Source organism: Pseudomonas brassicacearum, from assembly GCF_000585995.1.
In the GTDB taxonomy this organism is placed as follows: Bacteria; Pseudomonadota; Gammaproteobacteria; order Pseudomonadales; family Pseudomonadaceae; genus Aquipseudomonas; species Aquipseudomonas brassicacearum_A.
In genome coordinates, this window is record NZ_CP007410.1 from 3,120,659 (window position 1) to 3,137,912 (window position 17,254).

General features: G+C 63.1%; 15 protein-coding genes. 8 read left to right on the plus strand and 7 right to left on the minus strand.

Going from position 1 to position 17,254, the window contains the following annotated elements:
* Window positions 1-4: 4 nt before the first annotated feature.
* The 5 genes from CD58_RS13575 to CD58_RS13595 form a co-directional block, all read right to left on the minus strand.
* A complete protein-coding gene (locus tag CD58_RS13575; protein WP_038436637.1) occupies window positions 5-538 on the minus strand; it encodes a PQQ-dependent catabolism-associated CXXCW motif protein in 534 nt (177 codons plus the stop codon).
* A 246-nt stretch (window positions 539-784) separates the two neighbouring features.
* On the minus strand, window positions 785-1,576 hold the full coding sequence (locus CD58_RS13580; protein WP_025213541.1) for an ABC transporter permease: 792 nt from the start codon (window positions 1,574-1,576) through the stop codon (window positions 785-787).
* A complete protein-coding gene (locus tag CD58_RS13585) occupies window positions 1,573-2,304 on the minus strand; it encodes an ABC transporter ATP-binding protein (RefSeq protein ID WP_025213542.1) in 732 nt (243 codons plus the stop codon). The genes CD58_RS13580 and CD58_RS13585 overlap by 4 nt, the downstream gene beginning before the upstream one ends.
* A complete protein-coding gene (locus CD58_RS13590; RefSeq protein WP_049866951.1) occupies window positions 2,301-3,308 on the minus strand; it encodes a YVTN family beta-propeller repeat protein in 1,008 nt (335 codons plus the stop codon). The genes CD58_RS13585 and CD58_RS13590 overlap by 4 nt, the downstream gene beginning before the upstream one ends.
* A gap of 26 nt (window positions 3,309-3,334) precedes the next feature.
* On the minus strand, window positions 3,335-4,519 hold the full coding sequence (locus CD58_RS13595; RefSeq protein ID WP_025213544.1) for an ABC transporter substrate-binding protein: 1,185 nt from the start codon (window positions 4,517-4,519) through the stop codon (window positions 3,335-3,337).
* 427 nt (window positions 4,520-4,946) lie between these two features.
* Here CD58_RS13595 and CD58_RS13605 point away from each other — a divergent pair, with 427 nt between their 5' ends.
* Both CD58_RS13605 and CD58_RS13610 read left to right on the plus strand, forming a co-directional pair.
* The gene (locus tag CD58_RS13605) at window positions 4,947-6,206 is read left to right on the plus strand and encodes an ATP-binding protein (protein ID WP_025213546.1); all 1,260 of its coding nucleotides are present in this window, start codon (window positions 4,947-4,949) and stop codon (window positions 6,204-6,206) included.
* Window positions 6,203-6,841: a response regulator transcription factor gene (locus CD58_RS13610; RefSeq protein ID WP_025213547.1), complete on the plus strand. Its 639-nt coding sequence runs from the start codon at window positions 6,203-6,205 to the stop codon at window positions 6,839-6,841. Before CD58_RS13605 ends, CD58_RS13610 begins: the two co-directional genes overlap by 4 nt.
* Window positions 6,842-7,011: 170 nt before the next feature.
* On the opposite strand, the gene CD58_RS13615 is transcribed toward CD58_RS13610, so the two are convergent.
* Together CD58_RS13615 and exaA are read right to left on the minus strand one after the other, a co-directional pair.
* Window positions 7,012-7,656, minus strand: coding sequence for a pentapeptide repeat-containing protein (locus CD58_RS13615; RefSeq protein ID WP_025213548.1), 645 nt, complete (start codon window positions 7,654-7,656; stop codon window positions 7,012-7,014).
* A gap of 243 nt (window positions 7,657-7,899) precedes the next feature.
* Window positions 7,900-9,777 carry a quinoprotein ethanol dehydrogenase gene (gene exaA, locus CD58_RS13620; RefSeq protein ID WP_025213549.1) on the minus strand — a complete coding sequence of 626 codons (1,878 nt, stop codon included), beginning with the start codon at window positions 9,775-9,777 and terminating at the stop codon, window positions 7,900-7,902.
* Window positions 9,778-10,028: 251 nt separating this feature from the next.
* On the opposite strand from exaA, the gene pedF reads away from it, so the two are divergent.
* The 6 genes from pedF to CD58_RS13650 all read left to right on the plus strand — a co-directional run bounded on the left by pedF (window position 10,029) and on the right by CD58_RS13650 (window position 16,983).
* Window positions 10,029-10,490, plus strand: coding sequence for a cytochrome c-550 PedF (gene pedF / locus CD58_RS13625; protein WP_025213550.1), 462 nt, complete (start codon window positions 10,029-10,031; stop codon window positions 10,488-10,490).
* A 5-nt stretch (window positions 10,491-10,495) separates the two neighbouring features.
* Window positions 10,496-11,371 (plus strand): substrate-binding periplasmic protein, encoded by an 876-nt coding sequence (locus CD58_RS13630; protein ID WP_025213551.1) that lies wholly within the window; start codon window positions 10,496-10,498, stop codon window positions 11,369-11,371.
* Window positions 11,372-11,381: 10 nt separating this feature from the next.
* A complete protein-coding gene (locus tag CD58_RS13635) occupies window positions 11,382-12,140 on the plus strand; it encodes a quinoprotein dehydrogenase-associated SoxYZ-like carrier (RefSeq protein WP_025213552.1) in 759 nt (252 codons plus the stop codon).
* Between the two features lie 17 nt (window positions 12,141-12,157).
* Entirely contained in the window at window positions 12,158-13,093 is a 936-nt protein-coding gene (locus CD58_RS13640) for a quinoprotein relay system zinc metallohydrolase 1 (protein ID WP_025213553.1), read from the plus strand.
* Window positions 13,094-13,381: 288 nt separating this feature from the next.
* The gene (locus CD58_RS13645) at window positions 13,382-15,157 is read left to right on the plus strand and encodes a PQQ-dependent methanol/ethanol family dehydrogenase (RefSeq protein WP_025213554.1); all 1,776 of its coding nucleotides are present in this window, start codon (window positions 13,382-13,384) and stop codon (window positions 15,155-15,157) included.
* A gap of 305 nt (window positions 15,158-15,462) precedes the next feature.
* Window positions 15,463-16,983, plus strand: a complete 1,521-nt coding sequence (locus CD58_RS13650) for an aldehyde dehydrogenase family protein (RefSeq protein WP_025213555.1) — start codon at window positions 15,463-15,465, stop codon at window positions 16,981-16,983.
* Window positions 16,984-17,254: the final 271 nt, after the last annotated feature.

Here is a 17,254-nt window from a genome sequence, read left to right on the forward strand (position 1 = left end):
AAGGTCAGGGAAAGGGTTCGGGGCGGGCCGCTTGCAAGGGCAGGTTGGCCGCCTCCCAGGCATCGAGGCCATCGCGATACCAATACACATGCTTATAGCCCATGGCAGCGGCGCGTTTTACCGCGTTCCAGCTCAACCAGCAATCAGAGCGGCAATAAAAGACCAGCGGTTGATCCACCCGCCCGGCGGTGGCCTTGCGCAGGTGATAGGTCAAGTAATCCTGCCAAGTGGCGTCCAGGTCACCGTCACCGGTATTGGCCAGCCACAGGCTGCCGGGAAGGTTGGCGTGGGGCTCATTTTCGATGAACTGCCCCTGGACCCAGGGCCGACGGTAGACGTCGATCAGGACCGGAGGCGGCGCTTGCCCGAGCAGGCGTTGCAAGGCCAGGGTGTCCAGGGTCTGCGCGCCGTCAACGGAAGCTGGCGTCGGGCTGCGGTACTGGGCGACACGGTAGCCCTGCGGGGAAAACAGCTGTGTATCGGCCTGGGCGACATTCAGCGCCAGGCCCAGCAAGAGCATCGCCAGTAAACGGGGCATAGGATTGATCCTTTTTGTTATGCGCCCATTACATGCCAGGGTTGAGGTCTTGTGAATGCGACCATAGACAGGAAAACCGGTACTAAAGTAGTAATTTCGGGTAGCGCTGTGCATATGCAGGGGGCATACAAACCCTGTGGGAGCGGGCTTGCTCGCGAAAGCGGTGAGTCAGCTTGCATCCATGTTGAATGTGCCGCCGTCTTCGCGAGCAAGCCCGCTCCCACAAGGGGATTGGCGCTGGCTGGCTCAACCCGCCTTGCGCAACGCCGCATGCTGCGGATTGAACGTCCACACCGCCAGCAGCGCAAACACCAGCGTCAAGCCCACGCACACCGCCATCGCCAACAGGTTGAACTGCTCATACAGCGCAAAACGCACCAGCTCCACGCCATGGGTGAAGGGGCTGAGCGCGCAGAGCCAATACAGCCAGGGACTGGCCTCGAGCATCTTCCACAGCGGGTACAACGCCGAAGACAGGAAGAACATCGGAAAGATCACGAAATTCATCACCCCGGCAAAGTTCTCCAGTTGCCGGATGGCATTGGACAGCAGCAACCCCAGGGCGCTGAGCATCAGGGCCACCAGCAGCAGGGCCGGTAAGGCGAGCAGCAAGCCCATGGTCGGTGGCTGGATGCCGTACAGCCAGGCAATGGCGAGGAAGGCGTAGACCTGCAGCAGCGAAATCAGCGAGGTCGCGAGTAACTTGCTGGCCAGCAGGAAAGCCCGGGGCAGGGGGCTGGTCAGCAGCACGCGCATGCTGCCCATTTCCCGGTCGTAGACCATCGACAACGAACCTTGCATGCCGTTGAACAGCAGGATCATGCAGGCCAACCCGGGCACGATGTACACCTCGTAGGGAATGTAGGTGTCGTAGGGCGCGATGATCGCGATGCCCAGTGCCGCGCGAAAACCGGCGGCGAACACCAGCAGCCACAGCAGCGGCCGCACCAGGGCGCTGAGCAACCGCGTGCGTTGCAGCACGAAGCGCAGCCATTCGCGCATGACGATGCCGCTGAAACAATGCCAGTACGCGTTCATGGCTGGACTCCCGAGGTGGTCAAGTGCGTGAAGGCTGAACCGAGGGTGCCGCCGTGTTCCAGGCTCACGGCGTCGGCACGCCCACTGGCGACCAGGCGGCCTTGATGCACAATCAACAGGTTGTCGCTGGGCCGCACTTCGTCCAGCAGGTGGGTGGTCCAGAGCACGCTGATACCCTGTTCCTCGCACAGTTGCCGAACGTGCAGCCCCAGGGCCAGGCGGCTGGCCGGATCCAGGCCGACGCTGGGTTCGTCCAGCAGTAACAGGCGCGGTTCGTGCAACAGGGTCCGGGCGATTTCCACCCGGCGCCGATGGCCGCCGTTAAGGTCGCGCACGCGCTCGTGGCGTCGCTCTGTCAGTTGCTGGCGGGCCAGTTCGGCATCGATCCGGACGCTGCCCTGACGCCGCGACAAACCATGCAGCGCGATGTGATAACGCAGGTTTTGCTCGACGCTCAGGTCCAGGTCCAGGGTGCTCTGCTGAAACACCACGCCCAACTGGCGCAGGGCCGCTCGCGGTGAGTCCTGCAACGAATGACCGCCGACCAGAATGTCGCCGCGTTGCACGTCGTACAGGCGCGTGAGCAGGGCAATCAGCGTCGACTTGCCGGCCCCGTTGGGCCCCAGCAGCGCTGCGAAGCCGCCGACGGGCAAGTTGAAGCTCACCTGTTTGAGGGCTTCGCGCGAGCCATAGGCAAAGCTCAGCTCACTGACCTGCAGCGCGTTCATGGCGTCACCACCACGCCCCAGGGGTAGCGCCCGACCTTGATCGACTTGAGCACTTTGCGGCTCTCTACATCGATTACCGAGACATCGCCGCTCACACCGTTGGTGGCCAGGAGTTGGCGCTGGTCGGGGGTGAACGCCAGTTGCCAGACCCGGCGACCCACCAACAGGTAATCCAGCACTTCGAAGGTCTTTGCGTCGATCACCGCCACATGATTGGCCGGACCCAGGGCCACGAACGCGAGCTTGCCATCGGCGCTGAGCTTGATGCCCACCGGTTGCACTTTGTCGGGGTGCACGCCTTTGATCTGGAACGTCAGGGTCTTGAGGATTTTGCGCGTGGCCACGTCGAGAATCGTCAGGGTGCCGCCAATTTCCGCCGAGGCCCAGAGCTGCGAACCGTCGCGGTTGAACTCGACGAAACGGGGTCGCTGATCCACCAGGGTGTTGTCGGCCAAGGTCTGGGTGCTGGTATCGATCCAGTGCAGCATGTTCGTGGTTTCACTGGTGTTGACCGCCCACTTGCCATCGGGGCTGACGGCCATGCCTTCGGGTTCGACGCCCACGCCGATCTGGCCCAGCACTTCAGACGTCTGGGTATCGATCACCGTGACCAGGGCATCGTCCTCGTTGGACACATAGAGCCAACGGTCGTTGGGGTGCAGGGCGAATTGCTCCGGATCCTTGCCGGAGGGCAGTTCCTTGATGATCTTGCGGGTGGCGACGTCCATCACCTGGACCCGGTCCGAATCGCTGGCGCAGATGTACAGCAAACTATTGTCATGGGACAGCAACAGGCCTCGGGGGCGTTGGCCCACCGGCAGGGTCTCGATGACTGCCAGGCTCTGCATGTCGATCAGGCTCAGGCTGTTGTCTTTCTCGTTGGAAACCCAGGCAATGCTGGCAGCGGCGGGGCCGGCGACGAGCAGCGCAGCGCCCAGGGCGAAGGCTTTGCACAACAGGGCCTTTTGGCAGAACAGGGCCGGGTGGAGCAGGGGGCGGCGCATGGCGGTTTCCTTATTGTTGTTATCGATCAGGGGTAACGGCAGCTCACTTCAGGCTGGTCGTAGCCCAGGCTGTCCATTTCATTGGTGGGGTGCAGAAAACCTTCCTGGGGTGAGGTGCTGACCAGTGCGCGCGGCTGGACCAGGGGAATCGGTTGGCGCAGTTGGCCGTTCCAGGGCCGGTAGCTGAGCTTGCGGCCCTTGAAACCGTCCAGTGGCAATTGGTCGCTGAGGGCCAGTTGGCGGATGGCGAACGGATCGTCCTGGCGCAGCTTGCTTACCGCGCTGGCGATGCTGCGCACGGCGATCCAGGCGGCGAAGTCGCGGTCGTTCATCCAGCGTCCGGCCAGGGCTTCGAAGCGTTTTTGCAGCTGCGCCGCGCCGTAGGTTTCCACAGTCTTGTGCCAGGCGGTGGGGGTCAGGCCTTGGGTGCCGGCCACCGGGCGTGGGTACCAGGTCTGGTAAGGCACGTATTCGCCGAAGTCGCCGCGCTCGTCGGCGACCAGCACTACGTCGTATTCGGCGGTCTGGGTGAACAACGGCATGTCGGCCTGGGCGCTGCGGCGCTGGTCGTTGTCGAACTGCCAGGCTTTTTCCGCGACGATCTTCATGCCAAAGCGCTTCATGGCTCGGCGCAGGGCGGCGGCATAGGCCTGGTCCTCGGGTGTCTGGCCGACGATCAGCAAGGCCCGTTGCCATTTGCGCACCACGCTGAACTGCACCAGGGCATCGGCGAGCATGGCCCGGTCGGGCAAGCTGTGCAGTACGTTGCCCAGGCAATCGGTGGTGCGCAGGCTGTCGTCGGGGCTGCCGGCGTTGAACAGCAGGCTGTCGGGCAGGGCGGCGCTGAGCTGGCGCAGGCTCGCGGCTGGCGCATTGACCACGAACAGCCGCAGGCCTTGGTCATGTTGGCTGCGGGCGGCCTGGAGCAGTGCTTCGGGGCTGTCGACGTTGGCGCCTTCCAGGCGGTAATCGTGCTTGAGAAAACGCCCGGTGCTGTTGCTGTCGATGATCGCCAGCTCGGCACCACGCAACCCGGCATCGGCAGGTTCGGCAATCACGTTGGACAGCAGCGGCCCCGGGTCGGGACGATAGCCCAGGTAGCCGATGCGCACTTGCAACGGCGCCGCATCGCCCGCCTGGACCATGGCCGGCAGCCAGCCACTGGCCGCAGCCAGCAGAGGGATCAAGGCGTAACTGAGAAGCCTGCGCATACCACCTCCATTGCCGGTAGCGCCAGCATAGGAAGCCTGTGGCCAAGGGGAAATATGCAGAAAGTACCGCCGGGGCAGTACCAAGGTAGTAAACCGCCGCCGGGGTTGGGGTTTTACGATGCAGGCAATCGTCATTCACCAGGAGCGGACAGATGGTGCGGATTCTCAAAGCCCTGCTTCTGCCGGCGTTGTTGGTCCTGAGCCTGATCGGGGTCGATCGGTTGTCTGGCAAGCAAGGGATGTGTGATGGACACAGAACCTGCAAACAACCTGGGCGTCCTGTGGGAGCGGGCTTGCTCGCGAAGACGGCAGTACAGTCGACACCGATGCAAGCTGATCCACCGCTTTCGCGAGCAAGCCCGCTCCCACAGGGGATCTGTGTCCGGCGTTGGGGGTGTGACTTCATCCCGGCCATGGGCCGCTAACCATGTCGGCCCTCTGGCGAATCAACCTCTGGGTAACGGCGTTTTTCGCCCTGGTCACCCTGGCCTGCGCAGCCTTGCTGTTGCATCAGGCCATGGCCGATGTGAAGCGCGAACTGCAATCGGCCGAGTCCGTGGTGCATTACCTGCGCGAAACCGCCGAGCGTGACCCAGCCAGTCTCCAGCCGCGGCTGACCGGCAGCCTGCGGCATGTGCGTGTCCGTTGGTTGGCCCCTGGGGAGTTGCTCCCTGTGGATGCCGACGAGGGGGTGAAAGCCTGGCTCGGTCGTCGGTTACTGGCTGACGGCCCGGCGGCCCAAGTGGTGGATTTGCGTGACGGTCGGCGGGCCTGGATGGCGGTGGATCCTCGAGACGAAATCGAGGAAATCCTCGATTCATTGGTGCAGTTGCTGGGTGTCTGCGCCCTGGCGCTGCTGCTCAGTTTGCTGGTGATTCGTTGGGCGGTGCGCCGGGGCATGCGTTTGCTGGATGAATTGCTGCACGCGCTGCGTCAGGTGTCCGCCGGCAATCTCCAGGTGCGCCTGCCGGCGGAAGGCGTCCCGGAGGCGCAGCAACTGGCAGGGCATTTCAACCGGATGACCGCCGCCCTGGCCCAGTCGCGGATCGATAACACCCGGCTGACCCAAGCGCTGCTGGCCGTGCAGGAACAGGAGCGCACCCAGTTGGCCCAGACCCTGCACGACGACCTCGGCCAATACGTGGCGGGTATTCGCGCCCGGGCCTGTCTGTTGCGCCTGGTGATGGATCAGCCGCAGACGTTGGCGCACACCGTCAGCCAGCTCGAGGATCATTGCGAACATCTGCAGCAGGGTTTCCGCGCGCTGGTGCATGACCTGTATCCGGTGGTGCTACAGCACCTGCCGTTGGGCGAGGCCATCGGCTTGTTGGCCGGACAATGGCAGGCAACCCAGGGCATTGCCTGTCAGCTGCGGATCGACGAAGCGCTGCCGTCGTTGTCGGGGCCGGACAAGACCCATCTGTATCGCTTGTTGCAGGAAGCCCTGACCAACATTGCCCGCCATGCGAGCGCCACTGAGGTGCGGATCCGCCTGCAACACCGCGCCGGGCGCTTGCGCTTGCTGGTGCGTGACAATGGCCGCGGTGCGGCGCAGCCCGCCCGTGCAGGCGTTGGTTTGCACTCGATGTCCGAACGGGCCCGCAGCCTGGGCGGCGAGCTGCGCATCATCAGCCAGCCTGGCGCCGGTTGGGCGCTGGCCTTGAATATTCCCCTGGAGGCGCGATGAACATCTTGTTGGTGGACGACCATGCGGTGGTTCGGCAGGGCTATGCCAGCCTTTTGCGGGCGCTGATGCCGGACTTGCAGGTACGGGAGGCGGCAACGGGCGAAGAGGCGTTGAACCAGGTGCAGGAACAGGTGCCGCACCTGGTGATCATGGACTTCGGCCTACCCGGTATCAGCGGATTGGAAACCACCCGACGGCTGCGCCAGCGCCTGCCGCAACTGCGGGTGTTGTTTTTCAGCATGCACGATGAGCTGCCGTTGGTCCGCCAGGCGCTGGACGCCGGTGCCGCCGGGTACCTGACCAAGAACTCGGCCCCCCAAGTGCTGGTGGAAGCGGTACGGCGAGTGCTGGCCGGGCATGCCTACATCGAGCAGTCCCTGGCCACGCAACTGGCTTGCACCAGCTCCCGGCACAACACCGATCCACGCCTGCAATGCATGACCCAACGTGAGCTGGAGATCTTCGTCATGCTCGCCAAGGGCACCCCCGCGCGCACCATTGCCGAACAGCTGTGCATCAGCGCCAAGACCGTGTCCAACCACCTGACGCTGCTCAAGAGCAAGCTGCAGGTCAGTTCCCATGCCGAGCTGGTGCATTTGGGGATTGATATGGGGGTGGTGCGGGTGGCGGGGTGAAGGGAATGGCGATCCCCTGTGGCGAGGGAGCTTGCTCCCGCTGGGCGGCGAAGCAGCCCCTCCTTACCCGGCCAACTCAATCAAACTGTCCTACGGAGGTGCCTGGTTTTGGGGCTGCTGCGCAGCCCAGCGGGAGCAAGCTCCCTCGCCACGGCGTTGTGTGGCAATCCTTACTGATCCCAAGACATCGGGCACCCCGTGCAGCCTTCCATATTCGCATCCTGGAAGTTCCCATAATGCTGACGTGAGCCGCTCAGGTTGGCCTGTTCCAGGTTGCTTTCGCCGAACTTGGCTTCTTGCAGGTTGGCGTCGCGCAGGTCGGCGCCCTTGAGGTCGGCCTTGCTCAACCAGGCCATTTCCAGGTCGGCGGCCTGCAGGTTGGCATCGTGTAAGCGAGCCCCGGACAGGCGAGCGAACTGAAGGTACGCAGCGCTCAGGTCGGCACGTTGGAACTGCGCACCCTGGGCGAACAGGCCCCAACCCTGGATCGCCTTGAGCGAGGCGCCCGTGAAGTCAGCCAGGCGCAGGTTGCTTTGTTGCAGACTGGCACGGTTCAGGTTGGCGCCCTGCAACCGGGCTCGTTCCAGATTCGCCAGGTCCAGCCGCGCGTGCCGCAGGTCGGCATCGCGCAGATCGGCACCGCTGAGGTTCATTTTGCGCAAATCCTGGTTGGCCAGCCGGGCCCCCCGCAGGTCGGCGCCGGGGCATTGGCTGGATTCGGCGATGATGCAGCCGTTGATGGTCAGCGGTGTTTCGGTCTCGTCGGCGTTGGCATGGACGCCGATGAACAGAAGCAGCAGAGGCAGAAGTCTCATGACAGTAAACTCGGTTGGCTGTGGGAGCCTGCTCGCGATAGCGGTGGGACATTCAACATCACCGCTAACTGGTCCATCGCTTTCGCGAGCAAGCCCGCTCCCACATTTGATCTCGTTGGACACAGATGCTGTGCACGCCATACAACCCCTGTGGGAGCGGGCTTGCTCGCGAAGCCGTCGGCACATTCAACATCACTGCCAACTGAACCACCGCCATCGCGAGCAGGCTCGTTCCCACAAGGTTTATTGGCGGGCCACCTTGTTATCCCAACTCGGAATCTTGAACACCCAGAACGACCCGCCCTGGGCCACCGGCTTGGTCAGCTCAGCCATATCGCCGCCCCACAACGGCACGGCACCGCCATAGCCGACGGTCACGCCGATGTACTGCTCGCCGTCCTGCTCCCAAGTGATGGGCGGGGAGACGATGCCGCTGCCGGTCTGGAATTTCCACAGTTCCTGGCCGGTCTTGGCGTCGAAAGCCTTGAAGAAGCCGTCGCCGGTGCCGGTGAACACCAGGTTGCCCTTGGTCGCCAGCACTCCGGCCCACAGCGGCAATGGCTCCTTGTGCTCCCAGACGACTTTGCCGGTGGTGGGGTTCATCGCCCGCAGGCTGCCGACGTGATCGTCGTACATGCGCTTGATGCGAAAGCCCATGCCCAGGTAGGCCGAGCCTTTCTTGTAGTTCACTTCCTCAGTCCAGTATTCCTCTTTCCACTGGTTGCCTGGGACGTAGAACAGCCCAGTGTCCTGGCTGTAGGCCATGGGGTTCCAGTTTTTGCCGCCGAGGAACGGCGGCGAGACTTCCACCGGTTTGCCCTTGGTTTCACCGGGCAGTGGCTTGGCCGGACGCTGGCCGGGGTTTTCAACCGGACGACCGGTCTTCAGGTCGATGTGGCTGGCCCAGGTGATGTTGTCGACGAAGGGAAAGGCGTTCTGCAGCTTGCCGTTGTTGCGGTCCACCACGTAGAAAAAACCATTGCGGTCAGCGTGGGCGGTGGCCTTGACCACTTTCCCGTCCTTGTCCTTGTAGTCGAACAGCACCAGCTCGTTGTTGCCGGAGAAATCCCAGGCGTCGTTGGGCGTGTGCTGGTAGAACCACTTCACTTCGCCCGTGCTCGGGTCGACGCCGACCTGGCCGGAGGTGTAGAGGCTGTCGTAGTCGTGGGGGTTGCCGTCCTTGGCCGTGCGGGCCCAGGTGTTCCACGGCCCGGGGTTGCCCGCGCCGACGATGATGGTGTTGGTCTCGGGATCGAAACTGGCGCTCTGCCAAGGCGCGCCGCCGCCGTGGCTCCAGGCCTCGACCTTGCCGGTTTCGGTGGTTTTGTCGTCGGGCCAGGACGGTGCCTTGACGTCGCCGGTCGGGGTGCTGTCCTTGCCGTTGAGGCGGCCCATGTGGCCTTCGACGAAGGGCCGCATCCAGACTTCTTCACCGGTGTCCGGGTCGCGGGCGAACAACTGCCCGACCACGCCGAACTCATCGCCGGAACTGCCGTGGATCAACAACACCTTGCCGCTGGTCTTGTCCTTGATCAGCACCGGAGCCCCAGTCATGGTGTAACCGCCGGCGTGGTCGCCGAACTTTTTGTTCCACACCACCTTGCCGGTGTTTTTATCCAGGGCGACCACGCGCGCGTCCAGCGTGCCGAAGTAGATCTTGTCGCCATAAATGGCTGCGCCGCGATTGACCACGTCGCAGCACGGACGAATGTTGTCCGGCAGCCGGTGGTTGTAGGTCCACAGGCGCTTGCCGGTCTTGGCGTCAAGAGCGAACACCCGCGAATAGGAGCCGGTGACGTACACCACGCCGTCGCTGACGATGGCCTGGGATTCCTGGCCGCGCTGTTTTTCATCGCCGAACGAGTAGGACCAGGCCGGCGTGAGCTTGAACACGTTCTTGTCATTGACCTGGGCCAGCGGGCTCCAGCGCTGGGCATTGGTGCCCATGCCATATTGCAGCACGTCCTTGGTGCTCAGGTGGTCGTTGGCGATGTCTTCCCAGGTGACCCCTGGAGTTGTGGCGGCGTTGGCGAGTGGGCTCAACGACAGGCTGCCGGCCAATAGCAAAGCGTGCACGGCAACGGTCAAGGACGAGAGGGCAGGTTGCGTTTTTATTGTCATGGTGCAGTTCCCAGTGAAGGTTTTGGCCTGACTAGGTTGGTTCGCGACGGTCCCGGCCGATACGGAAAAAGTCCCGCCCTTGCCGGGAAGACTTCCCGAACCGCCTGTCTTTGCGACCCGCGTCGGATGACCCGCTACCAAGGGAGTAGAGCGCGGCCACCAAAGCAGCATTCGGCTGGGGCAGGGGGCTTCCTAAGATGACGGCACGGCTTCTTCACAGAGGTCTTGCGTGCAATCCAGAGGGCATAACAATGACAACAAAACGCAACGCCATCATCGCTACCGCATTGCTGATGGGGCTGACCGGCGCAGGCTCCGTATGGGCCCATGGCAACGTAGTGCCCCAGGCAGTGGAAACCAAGGGATTGACCCCGATCAAAGACACCGGAGTGGCCGTGGACGGCGACGGCTGGGCTACGGTAAACCCCTATCGCACTTCGTCCGAGCGTGATCGGGCCCTGGAAATCGGCTCATCGGCCTATAACCAGAACTGCGCCGCGTGCCATGGCCTGGAAGCCAAGTCCGGCGGCATTGCCCCAGACCTGCGGATGCTGGACGCCGCCGAAGCCGGGGACGAATGGTTCGTCGAACGCGTACGTCACGGTGCGGTGCGCGACGGCCGGGTCTACATGCCGAAAATGGCCGACTACCTGAGCCAGGAAGCCCTGTGGGCGGTGCGCACCTATCTCGACAGCGTGCACGTCGAGGAGTGATCGCCATGCGCCTGTTCGCATGGGTAATCTGCAGCCTGCTGCTGTTCAGTCAGGCGGTACAGGCGCAGGTGCGCAGCTACGACGAGATGATCGCCGCCGGTGAGTTGAAGGTGGCGGTCTACAAGGATTTCGCACCTTACAGTTTTGAAGACAACGGCCAACCCAGAGGCGTGGACGTGGAGCTGGCCCAGGCGCTGGCCAAAGCGCTTGGCGTGCGCCTGCAATTGATCTGGGCGCCGCCGGGAGAAAAACTCGATGACGACCTGCGCGATTACATCTGGCGCAGCAGCCCGTTGCACGACCGGCAATTGGCCGACCTGATGATGCGCGTGCCCTATGACCACGACTACGTGCAAAGGCGCAACGACGTCGGCGAGTTGGCCAATGCCCAGGTGGTGATGTTCGGGCCTTATCAGCAGGAATGCTGGCAGGTGGCATACGACCGCCGTCGACTGGACTCGGTGGGCAGCGTCGCGGTGTTCCAACAGCACCCGATTGGCGTGGAAGTCGACAGCGTGCCGTCGTTCTACCTGACGTCGGTGTTCAACGGCATGCTCAGCGGCAAGACACGTCATTACCCCGGTGTCAGCCAGGCCTTCAGCGCCATGCAGGCCGGGGAGATTGATGCCGTCATGGCCATGCGCGGGGAAATCGACTGGCAGGTCCACGAGGCTGCCGATCCGCAACTGGCGCTGGCGGAAAATGCTTACCCGAACATGGGCAAGCAACGTTGGGAAATTGGCATGGCGGTGCATGAAAGCAACCGACAGCTGGCCTATGCGGTGGAAGAAGCGCTGGAAGGTTTGATCCGCGATGGCAGCGTCAAGAGCGTCTATGCCCATTACGGCCTGCGTTACGACGTGCCCGAGATGTATCAATAGGAGCGCAGGGATGAAATGGGTCGTGTGGTGCCTGCTGTGGTGCGGCCTGCCGTTGATCGCGTTGGCGGCGGCCGAACCGGGCAAGGATCCGGTGCCCTCGGTGATGTGGGCCTTCTATCACAAGCAACTGCTCGGCGACGCGCCGTTCGTGTTCGACGACCGGGTCCGATTGCTGGCGCCACCCTTTGCCGAAGATGCGCGCCAGGTGCCCCTGGAAATCGATGCCCGGGCTTTCACCGGTGACGTGGTCCGAGTGCTGGCCTGGGCCGAGTTGAACCCGTTGCCGAAAATCGTCGACTTCCAACCGGGAGAGCGGGTACTGCCCTGGTTGTCGATCCGGATTCGTATCGAACAAGCCACGCCACTGCGCGCCGCGGTACAGACCCGTGATGGTCTGTGGCACGTCGGCTCGACCCTGATCGACGCGGCCGGTGGCGGCTGCACTGCGCCCAGCGTGGTGCGCACCCAACCGGGGTGGGAAGAACACCTGGGCGAAGTGCTCGGAGCCCGTTATCCCCGCGGTGAAACCAGTCGCCTGCGCCTGCAGGTGACCCATCCGATGGATAACGGCCTGGTCAGCGGCATTCCTGAGTTCTTCCTCAACCAGGCCCAACTGCTGGACGCCGACGGCCAGGTGCTCGCGCGCCTTGAGCTGTTCCCGGCGGTCAGCGAAAACCCCAACCTGGGCTTCGACATCCAAGGCCCAGGAAAAACCCGCCTGGTGCTGCGCGACAACGGCGGCAACACGTTCGAGGCGGCGATCCCCTGAACCACAAGGAGCGCGCCATGCGCTGGTTGTTGCTGATTTTCTTGAGCCTGTGCGGGCCAGCCTGGGCCAATACCGACTATGCACTTAAGCCCCGGCAGATCGCCGAGGGCACCTGGCTGCTGGAAGGCAGCACCGAGAACTTTGCCAAGGCCAACGGCGGCAATATCGTCAACACTGCTTTCATCGTCACCGATGCCGGTGTGGTGGTGATCGATACCGGCCCATCGAAGCGCTACGGCGAAGCCCTGCGCCAGGCCATCGCGGCGACCACGGATAAGCCGGTGGTCCAGGTGCTGCTGACCCATCATCATCCCGACCATGTGCTGGGCAACCAGGCCTTCAGCGCCGTGCCCATCGGCGCGTTGGCCGGGACCACCGACCTGCTGCGTCAGCAAGGCGACGCTATGGCAGAGAACATGTACCGGCTGGTGGGCGATTGGATGCGCGGTACCGAGGTGGTGTTGCCAACCCAGGTACTGGAGCCCGGCGTGCTGAAGGTGGGCAATCACTCGTTGCGACTGCTGCAACTGGCCGGGCACACGGGGGCCGACCTGGCGATCCTCGACGAAACCACTGGCGTGCTGTTCGCCGGCGACCTGGTGTTCTACGAGCGCGCCTTGACCACCCCCAACAGCCCGGGGCTGGATGTCTGGCTCAACGACCTCGATACCCTGCAAGCCTTGCCCTGGAAGCAGATCGTGCCCGGCCACGGCCCGGTGGCGACTGACGCCAAGCCCTTTGCGCAGATGCGCGATTACCTGGGCTGGCTCGACCAACTGATGCGCGACGGCGCGGTCCGCGGCGACGACATGGCCGAGATGATCCGCAGCCCTATCCCCGAACGCTTCGCCGGGATCAGCCTGAGCCGTTATGAACTGATTCGCAGTGTCAGCCATCTCTATCCGCGCTACGAGCGAGCGGGGATGAAGCGGGTGGATGCCCCAGCGCAATAGTCCTGGCTGTATGAAGTCCTGTGGCGAGGGAGCTTGCTCCCGCTGGGGCGCGCAGCGGCCCTAAAAATCTGCAACAACACCGATAGTCAGGCGCGCGAAGGGGGCCGCTTCGCAGCCCAGCGGGAGCAAGCTCCCTCGCCACGGGGCTGTGTGCAACGGCCTCACATGTACCAAGGAACTAGAAAACTCAACACAGCGGGCAATTGTTGCCAGCGGCCCTGGGGCCAAGAATCTGCGACAGACCGGGAAAATTTCCCGGGTATAACAATAACCGCAGAGGTAGCCGTCATGAGTCATCCCGCACGTCGCCAACCGTTCGCCGTGAGCCTGCTGCTCAGTGCCATGCTGCTGTCCGGTTCGGCCCTGGCCGCCGTGACCGATCAGGAAATTCTCCAGGACCCGAAGAACCCCGAGCAGATCGTGACCAATGGCCTGGGCGTCCAGGGCCAGCGCTATAGCCCGCTCGATACCCTCAACACCGACAACGTCAAGGACCTGCGTCCGGTCTGGGCGTTTTCCTTCGGTGGCGAAAAGCAGCGCGGTCAGCAAGCCCAGCCGATGATCAAGGACGGGGTGATGTACCTCACTGGCTCTTATTCGCGGGTGTTTGCCGTGGATGCGCGTACCGGCAAGAAACTGTGGCAGTACGATGCGCGCCTGCCCGATGACATCCGCCCTTGCTGCGACGTGATCAACCGTGGCGTAGCGTTGTACGGCGACCTGGTGTTCTTCGGCACCCTCGACGCCAAGTTGGTGGCCCTGAACAAGGACACCGGCAAAGTGGTGTGGAGCAAGAAGGTCGCCGACCACAAGGAAGGTTATTCCATCAGCGCCGCACCGCTGATCGTCAATGGCAAGCTGATCACGGGCGTGGCCGGTGGCGAATTCGGTGTGGTGGGGCAGATCAGCGCCTATGACCCGAAGAACGGCGAACTGCTGTGGACCCGCCCAACCGTGGAAGGCCATATGGGCTACGTCTACAAGGACGGCAAGGCCGTTGAAAATGGCATTTCCGGCGGCGAGGCTGGCAAGACCTGGCCGGGCGACCTCTGGAAAACCGGCGGTGCCGCCCCTTGGCTTGGCGGTTACTACGACCCGGAAACCAACCTGCTGCTGTTCGGCACCGGCAACCCGGCGCCGTGGAACTCCCACCTGCGCCCTGGCGACAACCTCTATTCCTCATCACGTCTGGCCTTGAACCCGGACGACGGCACCATCAAATGGCACTTCCAGAGCACGCCGCACGACGGCTGGGATTATGACGGCGTCAACGAGCTGATCTCGTTCAACTACAAGGAAGGCGGCAAGGAGATCAAAGCGGCAGCGACCGCCGACCGTAACGGCTTCTTCTACGTGCTCGATCGCACCAACGGCAAGTTCATCCGTGGCTTCCCGTTTGTCGACAAAATCACCTGGGCCACAGGCCTGGACAAGGACGGCCGACCGATCTACAACGAGGCCAGCCGTCCGGGCGCGCCGGGCAGTGAAGCCAAGGGCAGCTCGGTGTTCGTCGCACCGGCGTTCCTCGGCGCGAAAAACTGGATGCCGATGGCCTACAACCAGGACACCGGGCTGTTCTACGTGCCGTCCAATGAATGGGGCATGGACATCTGGAACGAAGGCATCGCCTACAAGAAAGGCGCGGCGTTCCTCGGGGCCGGCTTCACCATCAAGCCGCTGAACGAGGATTACATCGGCGTGCTGCGGGCCATCGATCCGAAGACCGGCAAGGAAGTCTGGCGCCACAAGAACTACGCGCCACTGTGGGGTGGGGTGCTGACCACCAAGGGCAACCTGGTGTTCACCGGCACGCCTGAAGGTTTCCTGCAGGCCTTCAACGCCAAGACCGGGGAAAAAGTCTGGGAATTCCAGACCGGCTCCGGCGTGCTCGGTTCGCCTATCACCTGGGAAATGGACGGCGAGCAATACGTCTCCGTGGTCTCTGGCTGGGGCGGCGCCGTGCCGCTGTGGGGCGGCGAGGTGGCCAAGCGCGTGAAAGACTTCAACCAGGGCGGGATGCTCTGGACCTTCAAGTTGCCGAAAGCGCTGGTGGCCAAACGCTGATATCTGCACTGAAGCGTGGCGAGGGAGCTTGCTCCCGCTCGGCTGCGAAGCAGTCGCCAACCCGGCGGGCCAGGTTTTTCGGCCATGAACCGAGGTAAGGGGAGCGCTTCGCACTCCAGCGGGAGCAAGCTCCCTCGCCACAAAGGTATCTGCGATGGGTTCAAGTTCGCGGATGCCTTGCTCTGAATCTACGACCAAATAACGAGAGCCCCCCTGCCAACGACGCATTCGTCCGCCGCGCGGGGCTCTCTACCATCGGTCTATCGCCTGTCCCGCGACAGGCATCGACCAGGCAGAGGCCCATCATGATCTACGCACAACCCGGAACTCCAGGCGCCGTCGTTTCCTTCAAACCGCGCTATGGCAATTTCATTGGCGGCGAATTCGTCGCACCGGTCAATGGCGAGTACTTCACCAACACGTCGCCGGTCAACGGTGAAGTCATCGCCGAATTCCCGCGCTCCGGCGCCGCTGACATCGATAAGGCCCTGGATGCCGCCCATGCCGCCGCCGACGCCTGGGGCAAGACCTCGGTGCAGGACCGTTCCCTGGTGCTGTTGAAAATCGCCGACCGTATCGAGCAGTACCTGGAAGTCCTCGCCGTCGCTGAAACCTGGGACAACGGCAAGGCCGTGCGCGAAACCCTCAATGCCGACGTGCCGCTGTCGGCCGACCATTTCCGTTATTTCGCTGGCTGCATCCGCGCCCAAGAGGGTGGGGCTGCCGAGATCAACGAACTGACCGCGGCCTATCATTTCCACGAGCCGCTGGGCGTGGTCGGGCAGATCATCCCGTGGAACTTCCCGCTGCTGATGGCCGCCTGGAAACTCGCCCCGGCCCTGGCCGCCGGTAACTGCATCGTGCTCAAGCCGGCGGAACAGACGCCGCTGTCGATTACTGTGTTCATCGAGCTGATCGCTGATCTGCTGCCGGCCGGTGTGTTGAACATCGTCCATGGTTTCGGTCGCGAAGCCGGTGAAGCCCTGGCCACCAGCAAGCGCATCGCCAAGATCGCCTTCACCGGTTCCACCCCGATCGGCTCGCATATCATGAAATGCGCCGCCGAGAACATTATCCCGTCCACCGTGGAACTGGGCGGCAAGTCGCCGAACATCTTCTTCGAAGACATCATGCAGGCTGAGCCGGCGTTCATCGAAAAAGCCGCTGAAGGCCTGGTGCTGGCGTTCTTCAACCAGGGCGAAGTCTGCACCTGTCCATCCCGCGCGCTGGTGCAGGAGTCGATCTACGTGCCGTTCATGGCCGAGGTCATGAAGAAAATCGCCAAGATCAAGCGCGGCAATCCACTGGACACCGACACCATGGTCGGCGCCCAAGCTTCCCAGCAGCAGTACGACAAGATTCTTTCGTACCTGGAGATCGCTCGGGAAGAGGGTGCCGAACTGCTGACCGGCGGTGCGGCCGAGCACCTGGAAGGGGACTTGTCGAGCGGCTACTACATCCAGCCGACCCTGCTCAAGGGCCACAACAAGATGCGCGTGTTCCAGGAAGAAATCTTCGGCCCGGTGGTGGGCGTCACCACCTTCAAGGACGAAGCCGAAGCCTTGGCCATCGCTAACGACACCGAATTTGGCTTGGGTGCCGGCCTGTGGACCCGTGACATCAACCGCGCCTACCGCATGGGCCGGGCGATCAAGGCCGGTCGCGTGTGGACTAACTGCTACCACCTGTACCCGGCGCACGCCGCGTTCGGTGGCTACAAGAAGTCCGGTGTCGGCCGTGAAACCCACAAGATGATGCTCGATCATTACCAGCAGACCAAGAACCTGCTGGTGAGCTACGACATCAATCCGTTGGGGTTCTTCTAATCCTCGAAACATCGATTGAGTGAACACTGTGGCGAGGGAGCTTGCTCCCGCTGGGCCGCGAAGCGGCCCCTCTTTGAACCCTCACATCTCTTGTGTCTGGATGATAGGGGGGCTGCTGCGCAGCCCAGCGGGAGCAAGCTCCCTCGCCACAGATGCTCGCTCTCCAGTAGTACCAACGCACCCCATCCACCGCTTCGAAAGTAGCATTCGAGCCTTGGACGGGGCATGCATTAATGACCTTGCCGGAATCGCCCGGTACAAGAAGAGGAAA